The following is a 16,992-nucleotide window of genomic DNA, read 5'->3' on the forward strand; positions in this document are numbered from 1 at the left end:
CTGTGGGTTATCCGAAAATTTTCTAAGAAAAAATGTGACTTTCTCGTCGCAAGCCGACATACGGCACCTGGGCAATCGACCAACGGATCAATAACTGATCAAAAAGCTGTTATAAAGTTGCGCGCCCAACACATAACTATTCATAAGAGCTTCATCTATGCCGCCTTTGATCAAGACATGGCTGACCCTCTGCCTATTATTGCCCCTGGCCGCCCACGCCACCAATCGTGAGCAACGTCTTCCCAATGGTTTCACCGGCTACACGACCAACGCCTCGGTGAAACGCGCACCAGTCAAACAGACTGCGCTACGCGCCCGCCCAAGCAATACCGCCATCAGCCGCGGTGCGAATGTCGCCGCCATGTCGCCAAAGCAAAGCAGCGATGTGCTCAGCCGTGCGGTAAATGTGCTCGGTACTCCTTATGTTTGGGGCGGCAGCAGCCCGAAAAAAGGCTTTGACTGCAGCGGGCTGGTCAAATACGCCTTCAACGACGTCGCCGACGTCGACCTGCCGCGCACCTCCAATGCCATGGCCCAGGGCCACGGAGTGAAGGTGGCCAAGGGTGACCTGAAGCCTGGCGACCTGATCTTCTTCAACATCAAGAGCCGTCGGGTCAATCACGTAGCCATCTACCTGGGTAACGACCGCTTCATCCACGCTCCACGCCGTGGCAAGCGGGTGAGTATCGACACCTTGAGCAAGCCTTACTGGCAGAAGCACTACGTGGTGGCCAAGCGGGTGCTGCCGAAAGAGCAGCAGCTGAGTCTGGCCAAGCGTTAATCTGATCGGCGCTATCCGGTACCGGCCCCTTCGCGCACGCCCGCTCCCACAGGTACCGCGTCGCTCTCGCGGGCAGCGTGGCAGCGGGCGCGCCCGCGAAAGGGCCTTTGCAGGTACTACAAGCCTTTGATCAGCCCTCGCTCCCTCAGCCTCCGCAACGCCCCCTCCATCGTCCGCATCCCCTCCGCTGCCCCGCCCTGCATCACCGAAGACAACTGCGCCAACCGCCCCTCCCGAACCAGGTTACGCACCGCCGGCGTCGCCACCAGCACTTCCCGCGCAGCCACCCGCCCACCCCCCACGCGCCTGACCAGCACCTGCGTGACCACCAGGCGCAGCGACTCGGCCAGCATCGCCCGCACCAACGGCTTTTCCTCGGCAGCAAAAACCTCCACCAACCTGTCGATGCAGCTGGTCGCCGAACGCGCGTGCACGGTTGCCAGCACCAGGTGCCCGGTTTCGGCCGCGCGCAGGGCCAGGCGAATGGTTTCCAGGTCGCGCAACTCGCCGATCATGATCACGTCCGGGTCCTGGCGCAGCGCACTGCGCAGCCCCTGAGCAAAGCCGCGACTATGGCGCCCCATCTCACGCTGGTTGACCAGGCTGCGCTGGCTGGCATGGATGACTTCGACAGGGTCCTCCAGGGTAATGATGTGCAGTGCCCGCTCGCGGTTCAGCTGGTCGAGCAGCGTTGCCAGGGTACTGGACTTGCCACTGCCGGTCGGCCCGCCCACGAGGATCAAACCATCTCGGCATTGCGCAACAGATTGAAACACATCCACAAGGTCCAGCTCACTCACCGTCGCAATGCGCCCCGGAATCAACCGAAAGGTAACCGACGGGCCATTCAACTGGCGAAACAGGTTCAGCCGAAAGCGCCCAAGCGCCGGCAATTCCAGCGCAAGGTCCATTTCATCGTCTTGGGCCCACTGCCGGCGCTGGTCGTCATCCAGCACGCTCGCCATGCCCTCGATCAAGGCCCCCTGGCTCAAGGGCGGCAAGCCCATACGCTGCAACTCGCCATCCAGGCGCAGCATCGGAATCTGGCCCGTCGCCAGGTGCAGGTCTGAAGCCCCCGCATCCACAGCTCGGGCCAACAGGTCGGTCACATCCATGAGACTCCCCAAAGGCCTTCAAGCAGGTAGAATGCCGCAGACCCTACAGCTGCCGGCATCGATCCATGTCCACCCTAGCAGACAACCTTTCCGCGATTTCCGCCCGTATCGCCAGTGCTGCCCAGGCAGTCGGGCGTGATCCGGCCAGCGTCCAGTTGCTGGCCGTGAGCAAGACCAAGCCCGCCAGCGCTATCCGCGAGATCCATGCCGCCGGTGTGCACGACTTCGGGGAGAATTACCTACAGGAAGCACTGACAAAGCAGCAGGCCCTCAGCGACTTGCCCTTGATCTGGCACTTCATCGGCCCCATTCAGTCGAACAAGACCAAAGCCATCGCCGAGCATTTCGACTGGGTGCATTCCGTGGACCGCCTGAAAATTGCCCAACGTCTGTCGGAACAACGCCCTGCCGGGCTGGCGCCGCTGAACATCTGCCTGCAGGTGAACGTCAGCGGCGAAGACAGTAAATCCGGCTGCACCCCGGCCGACCTACCCGCGTTGGCCAAAGCCGTAGCCGCACTGCCCAACCTGCGCCTGCGCGGGCTGATGGCAATCCCGGAACCCACCGAAGACCGCGCCACCCAGGAGGCCGCCTTCGCCAGCCTGCGCAAGTTGCAGGAAGGCCTGGGGTTTGGCCTGGACACCCTGTCCATGGGCATGAGCCACGACCTGGAAGCGGCCATCGCCCAGGGCGCGACGTGGGTACGAATTGGCACGGCCCTGTTCGGAGCCCGCGACTACGGCAACACCTGATTCCATGCTTCACTCACTCTTTTCCACAAGGACCTGACATGAGCAAGACACGTATTGCCTTTATCGGCGCCGGCAACATGGCCGCCAGCCTGATCGGTGGTCTGCGTGCCCAGGGCCTGGACGCCTCGCAGATCCGCGCCAGCGACCCGGGCGCCGAGACCCGCAGTCGCATCCAGGCCGAGCACGGCATTGAAGCCTTCGAGGACAACGCCCAGGCCATCGATGGCGCTGACGTCATCGTGCTGGCGGTCAAGCCACAAGTCATGAAAACCGTATGTCAGGCACTGCAACCCAACCTGCAGGATGGCCAACTGATCGTTTCAATCGCCGCCGGCATCACGTGCGCCAGCCTGCAAAGCTGGGTGGGCGCTCGCCCGGTGGTGCGCTGCATGCCCAACACCCCGGCATTGCTGCGCCAAGGCGTAAGCGGCCTGTACGCCACCGCTGAAGTGTCCGGCGAACAGCGTCAGCAGGCCGAACAACTGCTGTCGGCCGTGGGCACCGCCCTGTGGCTGGAGCAGGAACAGCAATTGGACGCCGTGACAGCTGTGTCCGGCAGTGGCCCGGCGTACTTCTTCCTGCTGATCGAGGCCATGACCGCAGCAGGCGAAAAACTCGGCCTGCCACGTGAAACGGCCTCCCAACTGACCTTGCAGACGGCCCTGGGCGCCGCACACATGGCAGTTGCAAGCGATGTCGATGCCGCCGAACTGCGCCGCCGCGTCACTTCGCCCGCCGGCACCACGGAAGCGGCGATCAAGTCGTTCCAGGCCAGCGGCTTCGAAGCCATCGTCGAGCAGGCGCTGCAGGCTGCAGCCACGCGCTCTGCCGAGCTGGCCGAACAACTGGGCAAATAAGGAGCCTTAGATGAATGCACTGTCAGGCGCCGCGATTTTCGTGGTGCAAACCCTGGTCAGCCTTTACCTGGTAATCGTCCTGCTGCGCTTCGTGCTGCAACTGGTCAAGGCCAACTTCTACAACCCGCTGTGCCAGTTCGCCGTTCGTGCCACCCAACCGCTGCTCAAGCCGATCCGCCGGATCATCCCTAGCGTTGGCGGGCTGGATACCTCGTCGCTACTGCTGGCGGTGGTCATCCAGGCCTTGCTGATGGGCTTCGTGCTGATGGTCACCTACGGTACCTTCGGCGACGTCCTGCACCTGCTGATGTGGGCGATCATCGGCATCACCTCGCTGTTCCTGAAGATTTTCTGGGTGGCGATGATCGTCATGGTGATCGTTTCCTGGGTTGCACCCAACAGCCACAACCCGGCGGCCGAACTGGCCTACCAGATCAGCGAGCCAGTGCTGGCGCCGTTCCGCCGCCTGGTGCCAAATCTCGGTGGCATGGACATCTCGCCGATCTTCGCCTTCCTTGCGATCCAGGTGGTCCAGTCGTTTGTCATGCCCCCGCTGGCCGCCTACGCTGGCATGCCTCAAGAGCTGTGGCGAATGATCTGAGGCTCGCCAGAGCCAGCGTACCCCCAGTCGCAAGCCTTTGCTTGCCGCTGGGGGTAGCGCTCTTTAGACTTACGCCTCCGTCAAGCGTGAGCAGGGTCGATGTCAACTGTCTTTCCCGAAGATTCCGTCGGTCTGGTAGTACCGCAAACCGCCCGGTTCGATGAACCGCTGGCACTGGCCTGTGGCCGTTCACTGGCCAGTTACGAACTGGTCTACGAGACCTATGGCACCCTGAACGCCAGCGCGAGCAACGCCGTGCTGATCTGCCATGCCCTGTCCGGCCACCACCATGCCGCTGGCTACCATGCCGCCACCGACCGCAAGCCGGGCTGGTGGGACAGCTGCATCGGCCCCGGCAAGCCGATCGATACCAACCGCTTCTTCGTGGTCAGCCTGAACAACCTCGGCGGCTGCAACGGCAGCACCGGCCCCAGCAGCGTCAACCCTGCCACCGGCAAACCGTATGGCGCCGACTTCCCTGTACTGACCGTAGAGGACTGGGTACACAGCCAGGTGCGCCTGGGCGAGCGCCTGGGCATCCAGCAATGGGCCGCTGTCGTCGGCGGCAGCCTTGGCGGCATGCAGGCACTGCAATGGACCATCAGCTACCCCGAGCGTGTGCGTCATTGCGTCGACATTGCCTCGGCGCCCAAGCTGTCGGCGCAGAACATCGCCTTCAACGAGGTGGCGCGCCAGGCCATTCTCACCGACCCTGAGTTCCATGGCGGCTCGTTCCAGGACCAGGGCGTGATCCCCAAGCGCGGCCTGATGCTGGCACGCATGGTCGGCCACATTACCTATCTGTCCGATGATTCGATGGGTGAAAAATTCGGCCGAGAGCTGAAAAGCGACAAGCTCAACTACGACTTCCACAGCGTCGAGTTCCAGGTCGAAAGCTACCTGCGCTATCAGGGCGAGGAGTTTTCCGGCCGTTTCGACGCCAACACCTACCTGCTGATGACCAAGGCACTGGACTATTTCGACCCGGCCGCCACGCACGGTGGTGATCTGGCCGCCACCCTGGCCCACGTCAAGGCAGACTACTGCATCATGTCGTTCACCACCGACTGGCGCTTCTCTCCGGCCCGTTCGCGCGAGATCGTCGATGCGCTGATGGCCGCGCGCAAGAACGTCTGCTACCTGGAGATCGATTCGCCCTACGGGCACGATGCCTTCCTGATCCCCACACCTCGCTACATGCAGAGTTTCTCGAACTACATGAACCGCATTGCCATCTGAGGACAGCATGAGAGCCGATCTGGAAATCATCCACGACTGGATCCCCGCCGGCAGCCGGGTACTCGACCTGGGCTGCGGTAGCGGCGAACTGCTGGCCTCGCTGCGTGACCGCAAACAGGTCACCGGCTATGGCCTGGAAATCGACGCCGACAATATCGCCGCCTGCGTGGCCAAGGGCGTCAACGTCATCGAACAAGACCTGGACAAAGGCCTGGGCAACTTCGCCAGCAACAGCTTCGACGTGGTGATCATGACCCAAGCCCTGCAGGCCGTGGAATACCCCGACCGCATCCTCGACGAAATGCTGCGAGTGGGCCGTCAGTGCATCATCACCTTCCCCAACTTCGGCCACTGGCGCTGCCGCTGGTACCTGGCGACCAAAGGCCGCATGCCGGTATCGGACTTCATGCCGTATACCTGGTACAACACGCCGAACATCCACTTCTGCACCTTCGCCGACTTCGAAGAACTTGTGCATGAACGCCGAGCCAAGGTACTCGACCGCCTGGCGGTCGACCACTTGCACCGCAACGGGTGGGGTGGCCGGCTATGGCCTAATCTTCTAGGTGAGATCGGCATCTACCGCGTCAGCAGTCCGGGCCTGCAAGAGCACCAGCTCGCGGTCTGACGCCCACCGGAGGAATCGCCCCATGCGTCGCCTAGCCCTGTTCCTGATCAGCCTGTGCCTGGCCCTGCCAGTACTGGCTGCCGATGCCGCACGCCCCGAGCGCAAGGAGGTATTTGGCGACGTGACGGTGCACTACAGCGCATTCACCTCGAGCATGCTCACACCCGAGGTGGCCGCGGCCACCGGCCTGGTTCGCAGCAAGAACCAGGGCGTGCTCAACATTACCGTCCTCAAGGCCAGCAAACCTGCCACGGCGGTGATCAGCGGCACGATCAAGGACCTGACCGGGCGCAGCAGCCCGCTGTCGTTCAAGCAGATTACCGAACAGGGCGCGGTGTACTACATCGCCCAGTTCAAGATCGACCAGCCAGAAACCGTCACCTTCGACCTCAACATCGAAACCGGCGGCATCAGCAACTCTCTCCGCTTCAACCAGGAAGTGTTCCCAGGCGAATGATGAATTTCCAGCAACTCGTATTGGCCAGCCACAACGCCGGCAAACTCAAGGAACTCCAGGCCATGCTCGGCCATTCCGTGCAGCTGCACTCGATTGGTGAGTTCAGCCAGGTGGAGCCGGAAGAAACCGGCCTGTCGTTCGTCGAGAACGCCATCCTCAAGGCGCGCAATGCCGCCCGCATTTCCGGCCTGCCGGCCTTGGCCGATGACTCTGGCCTGGCGGTGGACTTCCTCGGCGGCGCGCCGGGCATCTACTCGGCGCGCTATGCCGATGGCAAAGGTGACGCGGCAAACAACGCCAAGCTGCTCGAGGCCTTGAAAGACGTGCCTGAAGCTGAGCGCAGTGCACAGTTCGTCTGCGTTCTGGCGCTGGTGCGCCACGCCGACGACCCGTTGCCGATCCTGTGCGAAGGCCTGTGGCACGGGCGCATCCTGTTCGAGGCCAGCGGCGACCAGGGCTTTGGCTACGACCCGCTGTTCTGGGTACCGGAGCGCAACTGCTCCAGCGCCGATCTAGCCCCAGCAGACAAGAACCAGCTCAGCCACCGCGCCCGTGCCATGGCCCTGCTGCGCAAACGTCTGGGCCTGGCATGATCGAAATGCTGTCGCCCCCCGGCGCGGCAGGCTTTAGCAGCCTGCCGCCGCTGGCGCTGTACATCCACATTCCGTGGTGCGTACGCAAATGCCCTTATTGCGACTTCAACTCCCACGCTGCCGGGCCTGAGCTACCGGAAGATGCCTACGTCACAGCCCTGCTCGACGACCTCGACCAGGAACTGGCTGCCGTACAAGGCCGCCCGATCAGCTCGATCTTCTTCGGTGGCGGTACGCCAAGCCTGTTCAGTGCCAGCGCCCTTGGCCGTCTACTGCGTGGCGTAGAGCAACGTATTCCGTTTGCGCCAGACATCGAAATTACCCTGGAAGCCAACCCGGGCACCTTCGAGCAGGACAAGTTCAAGGCCTACCGGCAGACCGGCATCAATCGTCTTTCTATCGGTGTGCAGAGCTTCCAGCCAGCCAAGCTGGAGGCACTGGGGCGCATCCACAATGGCGACGAAGCGGTTCGAGCCGCCGGCATGGCGCGCGCGGCCGGTTTCGACAATTTCAACATGGACCTGATGCACGGCCTGCCCGACCAGTCGCTGGACGACGCGCTGGGTGACCTGCGCCAGGCCATCGATCTGGGGCCGACCCACCTGTCGTGGTATCAGCTGACCGTGGAACCGAACACGGTGTTCTGGAACCAGCCGCCAGAGCTGCCCGAAGACGACATCCTCTGGGATATTCAGGAAGCCGGCCAAGCGCTGATGGCCGAGCACGGCTACCGCCAGTACGAGGTATCGGCCTACGCCCAGGCAGGCCGCGCCGCCCAGCACAACCTCAACTACTGGCGCTTCGGCGACTTCATCGGCATTGGTGCCGGCGCCCACGGCAAGCTCACCTTCGCCGACGGGCGCATTCTGCGTACCTGGAAGACCCGCCTGCCCAAGGACTACCTGAACCTGGCCAAGCCGTTCAGGGCCGGCGAGAAGCTGCTGCCAGTCGATGAACTGCCGTTCGAGTTCCTGATGAACGCCCTGCGCCTGACCGATGGCGTGGAAGCCGAACTGTTCACCCAGCGCACCGGCTTACCACTGTCACAGCTGCAGGAAGCACGCCGTGCCGCCGAACAAAAAGGCCTTTTGCAGGTCGAACCGGATCGACTGGTGGCCACCCCAAGGGGCCAGTTGTTCCTCAATGACCTGCTGCAGTATTTCTTGACCTAAGGATGACCCATGGATCTGGTACTTGATCTGCTCGCGACGGTTTCCCGCTGGAGCCGCAGCAACCTGTCGGAGATTTCACTGGCCTTGGTAGGCTGCCTGCTGGTGCTGTTCGGCACCGATGTCAAAGCCTGGGCCGAGCAACGCCTGGGCGGCCTCGCCGGCGCCCTGCGCGTGCCGTTCATGGCGCTGATGGTGATGATCGGCAGCGGTGCTGCGCTGATCTATGCCACGCCATGGGTGGTGAAAGGCCTGAGCCAGTTCAACAACTATGCGCTGGCACCTGTGTTGCTGGTGGTGCTGGTGTTGATTGGCGTGGTGGCGGATCGCCGCGGCTGAGCTAATGGCCCCTGGGTCAACTGTCTTGCTCAACATTTGAAAGACCTGCGCAGCCGCCTGTAGGAGCGGGTTTACCCGCGAAGAGGCCGGCCCTGCTGGCCAATTTCCACCCGCCCTTCACCGTTGCCGCCGCCACCGTATTCGCGGGTAAACCCGCTCCTACACAGATTGGTGATGGACACACATCGGTGGTTGGACACAGCCCNGAAAGACCTGCGCAGCCGCCTGTAGGAGCGGGTTTACCCGCGAAGAGGCCGGCCCTGCTGGCCAATTTCCACCCGCCCTTCACCGTTGCCGCCGCCACCGTATTCGCGGGTAAACCCGCTCCTACACAGATTGGTGATGGACACACATCGGTGGTTGGACACAGCCCACTGTAGGAGCGGGTTTACCCGCGAAAGGGCCGGCCCTGCTGGCCAATTTCCACCAGCCATTCACTGTTGCTGCCGCCACCGTATTCGCGGGTAAACCCGCTCCTACACAGATTGGTGGTGGACACACATCGGTGGTTGGACACAGCCCACTGTAGGAGCGGGTTTACCCGCGAAAGGGCCGGCCCTGCTGGCCAGTTTCCACCCGCCATGCACTGTTGCTGCCGCCACCGTATTCGCGGGTAAACCCGCTCCTACACAGATTGGTGGTGGACACATCTCGGGGGTTGGACACAGACCGCTGTAGGAGCGGGTTCACCCGCGAATGGGCCGGCCCTGATGGCCAATCTCCACCCGCCGCTCACCATCGCAGCCGCCCGCGAACACCGGCAAAGCCGGTGCCATCCACCGCGTTGGTTTCTTCGCGGGCATGCCCTAGGTGTTGTGTATTACCGAAAAAAAACCGCCCTTCTCAAGGCGGTTATTTTCGCCTGCATTCCTGCAGGCATCAGCACATCGAAAAGCCGTATCAGCCGCTCAATCCGTCTTCTCGAACTTCAGGTCCCACACCCCATGTCCCAGCCGCTCACCGCGGCGTTCGAACTTGGTGATCGGGCGCTCTTCGGGGCGCGGCACATAGGTGCCGTCTGCCGCACGGTTGCGATAGCCAGGAGCTGCGCTCATCACTTCCAGCATGTACTCGGCATACGGCTCCCAATCGGTGGCCATGTGGAACACACCACCGGGCTTGAGCTTGCGACGTACCAGCTCGGCGAACTCCAGCTGGACAATGCGGCGCTTGTGATGACGCGCCTTGTGCCAAGGGTCTGGGAAGAACAGCATCAACCGATCGAGACTGTTATCCGCCACGCAGCGGTTCAGCACTTCGATGGCATCGCAGTCATACACCCGCAGGTTTTTCAGCCCCTGGGTCAGCACGCCATTGAGCAGCGCGCCAACACCCGGGCGGTGCACTTCCACACCGATGAAGTCCTGCTCAGGGGCGGCGGCCGCCATTTCCAACAGGGAATGGCCCATGCCGAAACCGATCTCCAAGGTGCGCGGGGCCGAACGGCCGAACACCTGGTCGTAGTCCACCGGGCTGTCAGCCAGTGGCAGGATGTACAGCGGGCCGCCTTGATCCAGGCCGCGTTGCTGGCCTTCGGTCATGCGCCCGGCACGCATCACGAAGCTCTTGATGCGGCGGTGTGGGCGGGCTTCGCCGTCGGGGGTGATCGGCGTATCGTGCGATTCAGTCATCAGTTGCTCTTACTTGATCAGACCATCCAGCGGCGAGGAGGCGCTGGCATAGAGTTTCTTCGGCATACGACCGGCCAGGTAGGCCATGCGACCCGCAACAATGGCGTGCTTCATGGCCTCAGCCATCAGCACCGGCTGCTGGGCGTGGGCGATGGCCGAGTTCATCAGCACTGCCTCACAGCCCATTTCCATGGCGATGGTGGCGTCGGATGCGGTACCCACGCCAGCATCGACCAGCACCGGCACCTTGGATTCTTCCAGGATGATCTGCAGGTTGTAGGGGTTGCAGATACCCAGGCCGGTACCAATCAGGCCAGCCAGCGGCATGACCGCGATGCAGCCGACTTCGGCCAGCTGACGGGCGATGATCGGGTCGTCGCTGGTGTAGACCATGACGTCGAAACCTTCCTTGACCAGCACTTCGGCTGCCTTGAGGGTTTCGATCACGTTGGGGAACAGGGTTTTCTGGTCGGCCAGCACTTCCAGCTTCACCAGCGTCCGGGACTCGTGCGATTTGCGCCCATCGAGCAGTTCGCGGGCCAGACGGCAAGTGCGTACCGCTTCCACCGCGTCAAAGCAGCCTGCAGTGTTCGGCAGGATGGTGTACTTGTCGGGCGACAGTACGTCGAGCAGGTTCGGCTCGCCCGCATTCTGGCCAAGGTTGGTGCGGCGCACAGCGACAGTGACGATTTCGGCACCCGAGGCCTCGGTGGCCAGGCGGGTTTCTTCCATGTCACGGTACTTGCCGGTACCGACCAGCAGGCGCGACTGGAAAGTACGCCCGGCCAGGGTGAAGGGCTTGTCGCTACGAACGTTGCTCATCGTTGTTCCTCGGGAAAAGGTTGCAGGGCTTGCTTGTGAACCGCCGGGCTGCTGTCAGCCGCCACCGATGGCGTGGACCACTTCGACCTGGTCGCCGTCATTCAGCAGCGTGCTGTCGTGCTGGCTGCGCGGCACGATATCCAGGTTCAGTTCCACTGCAACACGGCGCCCGGTCAGTTCCAGGCGCGCCAGCAGGGCTGCAACGCTTTCGCCGGCAGGCAGTTCGTAAGGTTCACCGTTCAATTTAATGCGCATGCGCACGGCCACCATTGTTCTTTGGGGCCAGCATTCTAGCGCCGAACCGCCCTGCAACCCAAGGGCGGTGCGCGCCATTAGTCGTGATTGTGGACCACTCGGTCAGCCCAGCCGCCAGGCTGCCAGGCCCAGGCACAGCCAGCCGACAAGGAAGCACAAGCCGCCAATCGGGGTGATGATGCCAAGCTTGCCAAGGCCACTGAGGGTCAGCAGGTACAGGCTGCCGGAGAACAGCACGATGCCCAACGCAAACAGGCCGCCAGCCCACCCGACCAGGCGCCCGGGCAGGTGCGCCGAGAGCACCGCAACGCCGAGAATGGCCAAGGCATGGACCAGTTGGTAAGTCACGCCGGTGTGGAAGATCGCCAGGTAGTCAGCCGTCAGCCGGTTTTTCAGGCCATGAGCGGCGAAGGCGCCCAGGGCGACACCGGTAAAGCCGAAAAAGGCGGCAAGCATCAGGAAGCTGCGAAGCATGGGACGACTCCTTGTATCGGGTCTGTATAATGGCCCCTTCCACCCTTAGGGCCAAGCCATCGACATGCTGTCAACGCTTATCCGTCGCCTCTCCCGCGCCCTGCTCTGGTTCGTTGCCGGCAGCATCGTGCTGGTGCTGGTGTTCCGCTGGGTACCACCGCCCGGCACGGCGCTGATGGTCGAGCGCACGGTACAGTCTTGGGTGAATGGTGAACCGATCGACCTGCAGCGCGACTGGGAGCCATGGGAGAACATCTCCGATGAGCTCAAGGTTGCAGTCATTGCTGGCGAGGACCAGAAGTTCGCCAACCACTGGGGCTTCGACCTCCCGGCCATTCAGGCGGCGCTGGCCCACAACGAGCGCGGTGGCAACATTCGCGGCGCCAGCACCCTGACCCAACAAGTGGCCAAGAACCTGTTTCTGTGGTCAGGCCGCAGCTGGTTTCGCAAGGGGCTGGAGGCCTGGTTCACCGCACTGATTGAGCTGTTTTGGTCGAAAGAGCGGATTCTCGAGGTCTATTTGAACAGCGCCGAGTGGGGCAAGGGCGTGTTTGGTGCCCAGGCAGCGGCGCGTTATCACTTTGGTGTCGACGCCAGCAGGCTCAGCCGCCAGCAGGCGGCGCAGCTGGCTGCGGTGCTGCCTAGCCCCATCAAATGGAGTGCCAGCCGACCGAGTGCCTACGTGGCCAGCCGGGCCGGCTGGATTCGCCGGCAGATGAGCCAGTTGGGTGGGCCCAGCTACCTGATGCAGCTGGACTCCTCCAGAAAGCTTTGAATGCAGGCCCGGCCCTTTCGCGGGTAAACCCGCTCCTACGGGCAACCGCGTGCCCGGCCTCCTCGCGGGCAAACCCGCGCCTACGGGCAACCGCATCCCCGGCCTCCTCGCGGGCAAACCCGCGCCTACGGGCAACCGCATCCCCTGTAGGAGCGGGTTTACCCGCGAATTGGCCGGCAAAGCCAGCACAAATAAAAAAGCCGCTCACCCCATCAGGGCCAGCGGCTTTTCCTTACAACCCAGACTCGATCAGGCAGCGATCAGTGCCTTGACCTTGTTCATCGCATTCTTCTCCAGCTGGCGAATACGCTCAGCCGATACGCTGTACTTGTCTGCCAGTTCATGCAGCGTGGCCTTCTCCTCCGCCAGCCAACGCTGGTAGAGAATGTCGCGGCTACGCTCGTCCAGGCCCTGCAGCGCTTCGTGCAGGTTGCTGGTGGAGTTGTCACTCCAGTCGGCATCCTCCAGTTGCACCGCCGGATCGTAACGGTGGTCTTCCAGGTAATGCGCAGGCGACTGGAAGGCGCTGTCGTCGTCAGCTTCCGCTGCCGGGTCGAAGGCCATGTCCTGGCCGCTGAGGCGGCTTTCCATCTCGCGCACTTCGCGCGGCTCGACGCCAAGGCTTTCCGCCACGCGATGCACTTCGTCGTTGTTCAGCCACGCCAGGCGCTTCTTCTGACTACGCAGGTTGAAGAACAGCTTGCGCTGAGCCTTGGTGGTAGCCACTTTGACGATGCGCCAGTTGCGCAGAATGAACTCGTGGATCTCTGCCTTGATCCAGTGCACGGCGAACGACACCAGGCGCACACCCATTTCAGGGTTGAAGCGCTTGACGGCCTTCATCAGGCCGACATTGCCTTCCTGGATCAGGTCAGCCTGGGCCAACCCGTAGCCGGCATAACTACGGGCGATATGTACAACGAAACGCAGGTGGGCCATCACCATCTGACGAGCGGCCTCGACATCCTGCTGATAATAGAGACGCTCGCCCAGATCACGCTCCTGCTCGACCGTCAGCAGCGGGATGCTGTTGACCGTGTGCACATAGGCTTCCAGGTTTGCACCGGGTACCAGGGCATAGGCAGGTTGCAACGATGTGGTCATTCAAGAACCTCCGACTTACAAAACTCGCACCTTGTGGGCGCTGCCAACATTGACCTGGAACGACGGTACAAGTTCCGCAGTGAAGAAAATGTCAATGCTGGCACGTAAAAACTATCGCGGCGCCAGCTCGTTCAAGTGGCGGGCGACTGCAATCCATGCACCGATATACCCCAACAACACTGCTCCGATCAAGAGCGACAGACCATCGGAAGCCGGAACGCCGCCCAGGGCGAAGTCACTGCCATACAGCCCGGAAAGCCCTACCACCGCCTCGTTCAGCCAGTTCAGGCCAAACGCCAGGATGCCCCACGCCAGCAGGCCTGCACCCAGGCCATACAGGGCGCCCATGTACAGGAACGGCCGGCGCACGTAGGCGTCGGTGCCGCCGACCAGCTTGATCACTTCGATCTCGATACGACGGTTTTCAATGTGTAGACGAATTGTGTTACCGATTACTAACAGCAGGGCAGAAATCAGCATCACGGCCAGGCCGAAGACGAAGCGGTCACCCAGCTTGAGGATGGCTGCCAGGCGCTCGACCCAGACCAGGTCCAGTTGCGCCACGTCCACCCGCGGCAACTCCGCCAGGCGCTGACGCAAGGCGTCCAGGGCCGGCTTGTCGACCTCGGTCGGGGTTACCACCACCACACCCGGCAGTGGGTTGTCTGGCAGTTCGCGCAAGGCCTCGCCCAGGCCGGACTGCTGCTGGAACTCCTCCAGGGCCTGCTCGCGGCTGACATACTGGGCGTCCGCCACGCCAGGCATGCCCTTGATCTCGTCGCGCAGCGCTTCGCCATCGCGGCTGCCGGCATCAAGCTTGAGGTACAGCGAAATCTGCGCAGCGCGCTGCCACGAACCGCCAAGCTGCTCGACGTTCTTCAGCAACAAGGACAGGCCCATCGGCATGCTCAGCGCCACGGCCATGACCAGGCAAGTGAAGAAGCTGCCGATCGGCTGCTTGCCCAGGCGGCGCAGGCTGTCGGCCAAGCTGGCACGGTGGCTTTCCAGCCAGGCATGCAGCAGGGTGCTGAAGTCCGGGCCATCATCGTCTTCACCGCGTTTTTTCTTCGCAGGTTGCGGATCGGCCGGTTTCGGTGCAACCCGCTCGGAAACCTTCGGCGTACGTGTTGTGTTCATTGCCCGGCCTCCCCATCGCCGATCAAGCGGCCGCGTTGCAAGGTCAGCATGCGATGGCGCATGCGCGCGATCAGCGCCAGGTCGTGGCTGGCGATCAATACCGTCGTGCCCAGGCGGTTGATGTCCTCGAACACACCCATGATCTCTGCAGCCAGGCGCGGGTCGAGGTTACCGGTGGGCTCGTCAGCCAGCAGCAGAGCCGGCTGGTGAACGATGGCGCGGGCGATACCCACCCGCTGCTGCTGCCCGGTGGACAGGTCAGCCGGGAACAGCTCGCCTTTGTCGGACAGCGATACACGCTCCAAGGCCGAGTCCACGCGCTTGGCGATCTCGACCTTGGACAGGCCGAGAATCTGCAGCGGCAAAGCAATGTTGTTGAACACCGTGCGGTCGAACAACAGCTGGTGGTTCTGGAACACCACGCCGATCTGCCGGCGCAGGAACGGGATTTGCGCATTGCTGATCTGGCCCAGGTCCTGCCCTGCCAGCATCAGCTTGCCGCTGGTCGGGCGCTCCATGGCCAGCAACAGGCGCAGCAAGGTGCTCTTGCCAGCGCCCGAGTGGCCGGTGACGAACAGGAATTCGCCCCGGCGCGCCCGGAAACTCAGCTCATGCAAACCCACATGACCGTTGGGATAGCGCTTGGCAACCTGCTCGAATCGGATCATGGTCAATCTCGCTCGGCGAACAGAGCCTTGACGAACGGCTCGGCTTCGAAGGTACGCAGGTCGTCGATGCCTTCACCGACGCCGATGAAACGGATCGGGATGTTGAACTGCTTGGCCAGGGCGAAGATCACCCCGCCCTTGGCAGTGCCGTCCAGCTTGGTCAGGGCCAGGCCGGTCAGCTCGACGCTCTGGTTGAAGTACTTGGCCTGACTGATGGCGTTCTGGCCGGTGCCGGCGTCAAGCACCAGCAGCACCTCGTGCGGCGCCTCAGCGTCGAGCTTGCCGATGACCCGGCGGACCTTCTTCAGCTCTTCCATCAGGTTGTCTTTGGTGTGCAGGCGGCCGGCAGTGTCGGCGATCAGCACGTCGACGCCACGGGCCTTGGCGGCCTGCACGGCATCGAAGATTACCGAAGCAGAGTCGGCACCCGTGTGCTGGGCGATCACCGGAATCTGGTTACGCTCACCCCACACCTGCAACTGCTCGACCGCGGCTGCGCGGAAGGTATCACCGGCAGCCAGCATGACCTTCTTGCCTTCCAGTTGCAGCTTTTTCGCCAGCTTGCCAATGGTGGTGGTCTTGCCGGCGCCGTTCACGCCAACCACAAGGATCACATAGGGTTTGTTCTGGGCCTGTACGTTCAGCGGCTGCTCGACCGGGCGCAGCAGCGCAGCCAGTTCTTCCTGCAACGATTTGTACAGGGCATCGGCATCGGCCAACTGCTTGCGCGCGACCTTCTGGGTCAGGTTCTGGACAATGGCCGAGGTAGCTTCCACACCCACGTCGGCAGTCAGCAGGCGCGTCTCGATTTCGTCGAGCAGGTCGTCGTCGATGACCTTCTTGCCGAGGAACAGGCTGGCCATGCCCTCGCCGATGCTGGCACTGGTCTTGGACAGGCCTTGCTTGAGGCGCGCGAAGAAGCCGGGCTTGGCCTGTTCGACGGGTGCCGCAACAGGCGCCGCCGGGGCTGGTACCGCGCGTTCCGGGATTGCGGGCGGTGCTTTCGGCTCCAGGTCCGGCACCAGGGCCACGGGCTCTTCGGCAACCGGCAGCACCAGGTTGCTGACCGGCGTGGCGGCCTCTACAGGGGCAGACTCGACAGGGGCCGCCTGCAAGGGCATGGACGCAACCGGCTGCGGTGCAGGTGCCACCAGCGGCTGGGATGCGACCGGCTCTGGCTCAGGAGCCTGCAACGGCTGGGACGCAACCGGCTCAGGAACGGGGGCCTCGACTACCGCGGGCCGGGGGGGTGCGGCGACCGGCTGCGGCTCAGCCAGCTGTGGGGCCGCAGGGGCCTGAACGGGTTCGGGGGCCTGTGGCGCTTCGGCGGCAGACCCCTCGACCGGAGCGGCTGCAGACTGCTCGACAGCGGGGGGTTCATGCGCTGGCACGCCCGCTCCCGCAGGTGGCTGCGGCTTCTTGCGAAACCAGCTGAACAGGCCTTTCTTCTCACCAGCCTCGGCCGGCGCTTTTTTGTCGTCGTTGGAACCAAACATGGAAGACGGCTATCTCAGGGTAGCGATAGGCCAGCTATGGCCAATCGGGAATTCTCTCTACGCAGAACAGACTATCTTGAAGCCGGCTGGTTCATGCGC

General features: G+C 62.9%; 19 protein-coding genes and 1 pseudogene. 11 read left to right on the forward strand and 9 right to left on the reverse strand.

Annotated features, from left to right (window positions below; translation table 11 throughout):
- Positions 1–157: 157 nt before the first annotated feature.
- Entirely contained in the window at positions 158–781 is a 624-nt protein-coding gene (locus FQ668_RS24790) for a C40 family peptidase (protein WP_053867807.1), read from the forward strand.
- 116 nt (positions 782–897) lie between these two features.
- Here the strand turns inward: FQ668_RS24790 and FQ668_RS24795 are convergent, their stop codons facing one another.
- Entirely contained in the window at positions 898–1,896 is a 999-nt protein-coding gene (locus FQ668_RS24795) for a type IV pilus twitching motility protein PilT (RefSeq protein ID WP_014592720.1), read from the reverse strand.
- 65 nt (positions 1,897–1,961) lie between these two features.
- On the opposite strand from FQ668_RS24795, the gene FQ668_RS24800 reads away from it, so the two are divergent.
- From FQ668_RS24800 to FQ668_RS24840, 9 genes are all read left to right on the forward strand, one after another.
- Positions 1,962–2,648 carry a YggS family pyridoxal phosphate-dependent enzyme gene (locus FQ668_RS24800; RefSeq protein ID WP_019439137.1) on the forward strand — a complete coding sequence of 229 codons (687 nt, stop codon included), beginning with the start codon at positions 1,962–1,964 and terminating at the stop codon, positions 2,646–2,648.
- A gap of 38 nt (positions 2,649–2,686) precedes the next feature.
- Positions 2,687–3,505, forward strand: a complete 819-nt coding sequence (gene proC, locus FQ668_RS24805) for a pyrroline-5-carboxylate reductase (protein ID WP_019439138.1) — start codon at positions 2,687–2,689, stop codon at positions 3,503–3,505.
- 10 nt (positions 3,506–3,515) lie between these two features.
- Positions 3,516–4,106: a YggT family protein gene (locus tag FQ668_RS24810; protein WP_003249110.1), complete on the forward strand. Its 591-nt coding sequence runs from the start codon at positions 3,516–3,518 to the stop codon at positions 4,104–4,106.
- 99 nt (positions 4,107–4,205) lie between these two features.
- Entirely contained in the window at positions 4,206–5,345 is a 1,140-nt protein-coding gene (locus tag FQ668_RS24815; protein ID WP_053867808.1) for a homoserine O-acetyltransferase, read from the forward strand.
- A gap of 7 nt (positions 5,346–5,352) precedes the next feature.
- On the forward strand, positions 5,353–5,973 hold the full coding sequence (gene metW, locus FQ668_RS24820; protein WP_003249106.1) for a methionine biosynthesis protein MetW: 621 nt from the start codon (positions 5,353–5,355) through the stop codon (positions 5,971–5,973).
- Between the two features lie 22 nt (positions 5,974–5,995).
- Positions 5,996–6,430, forward strand: coding sequence for a DUF4426 domain-containing protein (locus tag FQ668_RS24825; protein ID WP_019439139.1), 435 nt, complete (start codon positions 5,996–5,998; stop codon positions 6,428–6,430).
- Complete coding sequence (gene rdgB, locus FQ668_RS24830) at positions 6,427–7,023, forward strand: RdgB/HAM1 family non-canonical purine NTP pyrophosphatase (protein ID WP_010955642.1); 597 nt, start codon at positions 6,427–6,429, stop codon at positions 7,021–7,023. The genes FQ668_RS24825 and rdgB overlap by 4 nt, the downstream gene beginning before the upstream one ends.
- Complete coding sequence (gene hemW / locus FQ668_RS24835; protein WP_019439140.1) at positions 7,020–8,195, forward strand: radical SAM family heme chaperone HemW; 1,176 nt, start codon at positions 7,020–7,022, stop codon at positions 8,193–8,195. The genes rdgB and hemW overlap by 4 nt, the downstream gene beginning before the upstream one ends.
- Positions 8,196–8,204: 9 nt before the next feature.
- A complete protein-coding gene (locus tag FQ668_RS24840; protein ID WP_003249095.1) occupies positions 8,205–8,531 on the forward strand; it encodes a DUF3392 domain-containing protein in 327 nt (108 codons plus the stop codon).
- Positions 8,532–9,439: 908 nt separating this feature from the next.
- Here FQ668_RS24840 and trmB read toward each other — a convergent pair.
- From trmB to FQ668_RS24875, 4 genes are all read right to left on the reverse strand, one after another.
- On the reverse strand, positions 9,440–10,162 hold the full coding sequence (gene trmB, locus FQ668_RS24860) for a tRNA (guanosine(46)-N7)-methyltransferase TrmB (RefSeq protein WP_014592727.1): 723 nt from the start codon (positions 10,160–10,162) through the stop codon (positions 9,440–9,442).
- Between the two features lie 9 nt (positions 10,163–10,171).
- A complete protein-coding gene (locus tag FQ668_RS24865) occupies positions 10,172–10,984 on the reverse strand; it encodes a thiazole synthase (protein WP_003249091.1) in 813 nt (270 codons plus the stop codon).
- 54 nt (positions 10,985–11,038) lie between these two features.
- Entirely contained in the window at positions 11,039–11,239 is a 201-nt protein-coding gene (thiS, locus tag FQ668_RS24870) for a sulfur carrier protein ThiS (RefSeq protein WP_003249090.1), read from the reverse strand.
- 102 nt (positions 11,240–11,341) lie between these two features.
- Positions 11,342–11,713: a DUF423 domain-containing protein gene (locus tag FQ668_RS24875; protein ID WP_014592729.1), complete on the reverse strand. Its 372-nt coding sequence runs from the start codon at positions 11,711–11,713 to the stop codon at positions 11,342–11,344.
- Between the two features lie 29 nt (positions 11,714–11,742).
- On the opposite strand from FQ668_RS24875, the pseudogene mtgA reads away from it, so the two are divergent.
- Positions 11,743–12,488, forward strand: a pseudogene (mtgA, locus tag FQ668_RS24880) (monofunctional biosynthetic peptidoglycan transglycosylase).
- A gap of 249 nt (positions 12,489–12,737) precedes the next feature.
- Here mtgA and rpoH read toward each other — a convergent pair.
- The 4 genes from rpoH to ftsY form a co-directional block, all read right to left on the reverse strand.
- Positions 12,738–13,592, reverse strand: coding sequence for an RNA polymerase sigma factor RpoH (gene rpoH, locus FQ668_RS24885; RefSeq protein ID WP_009684917.1), 855 nt, complete (start codon positions 13,590–13,592; stop codon positions 12,738–12,740).
- A 111-nt stretch (positions 13,593–13,703) separates the two neighbouring features.
- Complete coding sequence (ftsX, locus tag FQ668_RS24890) at positions 13,704–14,729, reverse strand: permease-like cell division protein FtsX (RefSeq protein WP_014592730.1); 1,026 nt, start codon at positions 14,727–14,729, stop codon at positions 13,704–13,706.
- Positions 14,726–15,397, reverse strand: a complete 672-nt coding sequence (gene ftsE / locus FQ668_RS24895; RefSeq protein WP_003249079.1) for a cell division ATP-binding protein FtsE — start codon at positions 15,395–15,397, stop codon at positions 14,726–14,728. The genes ftsX and ftsE overlap by 4 nt, the downstream gene beginning before the upstream one ends.
- Positions 15,398–15,399: 2 nt before the next feature.
- Positions 15,400–16,893 (reverse strand): signal recognition particle-docking protein FtsY, encoded by a 1,494-nt coding sequence (gene ftsY / locus FQ668_RS24900; protein WP_135199437.1) that lies wholly within the window; start codon positions 16,891–16,893, stop codon positions 15,400–15,402.
- Positions 16,894–16,992 lie beyond the last annotated feature (99 nt).

This window comes from Pseudomonas sp. Kh14 (assembly GCF_900291005.1).
GTDB classification, from domain to species: Bacteria; Pseudomonadota; Gammaproteobacteria; order Pseudomonadales; family Pseudomonadaceae; genus Aquipseudomonas; species Aquipseudomonas alloputida.